Annotated in this window: 3 protein-coding genes; 1 reads left to right on the forward strand and 2 read right to left on the reverse strand. The window is 60.4% G+C overall.

Going from position 1 to position 2,988, the window contains the following annotated elements; all coding sequences use genetic code 11:
- The coding region (locus H5U08_RS14365; RefSeq protein ID WP_297034491.1) for an MFS transporter at nt 1–1,247 on the forward strand (1,247 nt) is incomplete at its 5' end.
- 270 nt (nt 1,248–1,517) lie between these two features.
- Here the strand turns inward: H5U08_RS14365 and H5U08_RS14370 are convergent.
- A complete protein-coding gene (locus tag H5U08_RS14370) occupies nt 1,518–1,955 on the reverse strand; it encodes an Rrf2 family transcriptional regulator (protein WP_297034494.1) in 438 nt (145 codons plus the stop codon).
- A 265-nt stretch (nt 1,956–2,220) separates the two neighbouring features.
- Complete coding sequence (locus tag H5U08_RS14375) at nt 2,221–2,988, reverse strand: phosphoadenylyl-sulfate reductase (protein ID WP_297034496.1); 768 nt, start codon at nt 2,986–2,988, stop codon at nt 2,221–2,223.

A 2,988-nucleotide genomic window follows, 5' to 3' on the forward strand; every position in this document is an offset into this window, starting at 1 on the left:
CATCAGTTGGGCGGTATACCGAAGGACACTTTACCCGTTTGGGTGAGGAGGCATCGTCCATGGAAGCCGACCCAGCCAGTCGCCAGATTCGTCAGGCCATTCGGTTGGTTGTCCTTTTGGGACTGGTGAGTCTACTCGCCGACGTCACCTACGAAGGTGCGCGGAGCGTGGTCGGGCCGTATTTTCAGGTGCTGGGCGCCAGCGCGGCCGTCGTGGGCATTGTCGCCGGGCTGGGAGAGCTTGTCGGTTACGTGCTGCGATTGGGATCGGGCTACCTGGCGGACCGCACACGCCGCTACTGGATGCTGACCCTCCTGGGATACGCGATCAACCTTCTGGCCGTCCCAGCGCTAGCCTTGACCGGCCGCTGGGAAATGGCCGCCGTTCTGGTGGTCCTGGAAAGAACGGGCAAGGCGCTGCGGACTCCGGCCCGAGATGCCATCCTCTCTCACGCCACGGCAAGAATCGGGCGGGGGTGGGGCTTCGGACTCCATGAAGCCATGGATCAAATCGGCGCGATCCTCGGGCCAATGGTCGTGGCAGGCATCCTCCTGGTGGGCGGGTCGTTCCGCACAAGTTTCGCCGTACTGGGAATTCCAGCAATCCTGGCCCTTCTGGTCCTCGCGGTGGCCTGCGTGCTTTATCCCCGTCCCCAGGAACTCGAGACCAAAACCCCCCATCTTCGCGTCAAGGGGTTCTCGCCGTCATTCTGGCTCTATATGATCGGGGCCGCATGTGTGGCTGCCGGCTTTGTGGACTTTCCCCTCATCGCTTACCACTTCGAGAGAATCCGCCTGCTTCCGGCGGAGTGGATCCCCATTTCTTACGCCCTTGCCATGGCAGTGGACGCCGTGGCGGCCCTCGTTTTTGGGCGGCTTTTCGATCGCATTGGGTTTCTGGCCGTCGCTATAGGGGTGCTGGCCTCGGCACTTTTTGCCCCGCTTGTTTTTCTAACGGGAACGGTCGGCGCGGCCATCGGTTTGGCACTATGGGGCATTGGCATGGGGGCCCAGGAGTCGATCATCCGGGCGGCCGTGGGGACTATGGTCCCTTCTGAATGGCGCGGCACGGCCTACGGCATTTTCAATGCCGGCTATGGGCTGGCGTGGTTTGCTGGCAGCGCGTGCATGGGTGTCCTTTACGGTTTCTCACTTCCGGTGATGGTGGCTTTTTCCGTGGCGGCGCAACTCGCCTCGCTTCCTTTCTTTCTGCTTGTGATTCGTGGCGTCAGAAAAGGGGCAAGCTGAATAGCCAGACGGCCATTCAGGAGGGGATCACTGGGGGCAGATCACACACCGGCGCGGAACGGGCCGTATGGACCATGGCTGAACCGGATTCCGGTAGGGCCAAGTCATGAATTGCCCCTACCAACAGATTGCGCCCGCGGTATCTCACAGATTTCTGCAAAGTGGGGAGGGGTCAAGCGAACGCCGGCGCGAAAATTTCGCCGACACTTACCCAGAAATCTGCAAGAGAGCCGTGGGGAACCCATTGCGCCGCAGATGGCATCCGGCTGATCAGATGTAATACATCTGCGTATCGTACTGTCGGGCGCGTTCGAGAAGGTCCGCAAAGGTGATCGAATAGAGCATGTCCCGCTCTTTTCTCTGGATATCCTGCCAGGCCTGGACAAGGGCTTTAACGGCGGGGGAATCGGGAGAAGAACTCACGGCGAAATTGACGTCCGGCTGCTTGTTGCCCTCGACGATGTCCATCACCTGGCCGAGGGTGATTTCCTTGGGGGGCACGGCCAACCGGTAGCCTCCTGCCGCGCCTCGCGTACTTGCCACCAGGCCGGCCGCTTTCAATTGGAGCATGATCTGGACGAGAAACCGCGAGGGAACGGCGTGGCGCTCCGCGATTTTCCTAACCTGGACCGGTCCTCCGGATTCGTAGCGGGACGCCAGCTCCAACATGGCCACACAGGCATATTCCGTTTTGGCGGATATTTTCATATCAACCTCTCTTCCAGGAGAGAGCTTTCCCGACCGTTTTCACGAGCCAATCGTTCACCACGTGTCCTGTTTCAGTCCCCCAGTCCCGCACGCGGGATTTCGCCGGCCATCTAATCAGGCCGCATGGACAGGATTCGTCTCGGGATCGGCAGCCTCCAAACCGCGTCCCTTCCTGGGCCTGCCGACACCAGGTTGCTTGTCGCCCGAATCACCAGCCATCGGTCGTGTCTCGCTGTGTGCTCCAGTGTTCGCGTTTGTTCCACGATCACAGATTCCCGTATGTTGTCGGCGGAGGCGGTGGTGGTTGATCGTCCGCCAGGTGCAACCCGCACTCCGTTTTGCCGGTGCCGCTCCATCGGCCCGCGCGTTCGTCCTCTCCGAACAAAACCGGCCGCGTGCATGGCCAGCAACCAATGCTCGGATAACCCTGGTCGTGGAGGGGATTGTACGGGATGTCCTCTGCAAGGATTCTTTTCCAGACCTCGTTTTTGGTCCATCGGGCAAGGGGATTGATCTTCACCAATCCAAATTTCTTGTCCCAGCCCACGATCGGGGCGTTGGCCCGATGGGGACTCTGATCCCGCCGAATCCCGCTGATCCACGCCCGATAGCCGACCACCTTCCGCTTCAAAACCAGGACCTTCCTTTCGTAGCAGCAGCGGTCCGGATTGGTTTTGTAAACAGGTCCGCCGTTCTGCCGTTCGTATTCTTCCACGGACAGATCGGGTCGCGCAAGTTCCACCTCGATTCCGTACTTCCGAGCGATCCGATCCCGCAGTTCCAGTGTTTCCTTGAACTGATAACCGGTATCCAGGTTGAACACGTGTACCCGGGGCTCCAGCCGGGCCAGGATGGAGAGGATCACGCAGCCTTCCGGGCCGAAGGCCGTCGCCATAGTCAACTTGGGAAAGAACGTATCGATGGCCCAGCGGAGGATGACCTCGGCCGGGGCTTCCTCCAAGATGGTGCTTACCTCCTGGAGTCGGCGGAGCTGATCTTCTGTGGGGGAGAAGACCACTCCTTCTCCGGCCAC

The organism is Thermogutta sp., assembly GCF_014359955.1.
GTDB lineage: Bacteria > Planctomycetota > Planctomycetia > Pirellulales > Thermoguttaceae > Thermogutta.

Excerpts from the sequence above, each read along its gene's own strand:
- H5U08_RS14370 (WP_297034494.1), bottom strand. The coding sequence starts at position 1,955 with ATGAAAATATCCGCCAAAACGGAATATGCCTGTGTGGCCATGTTGGAG.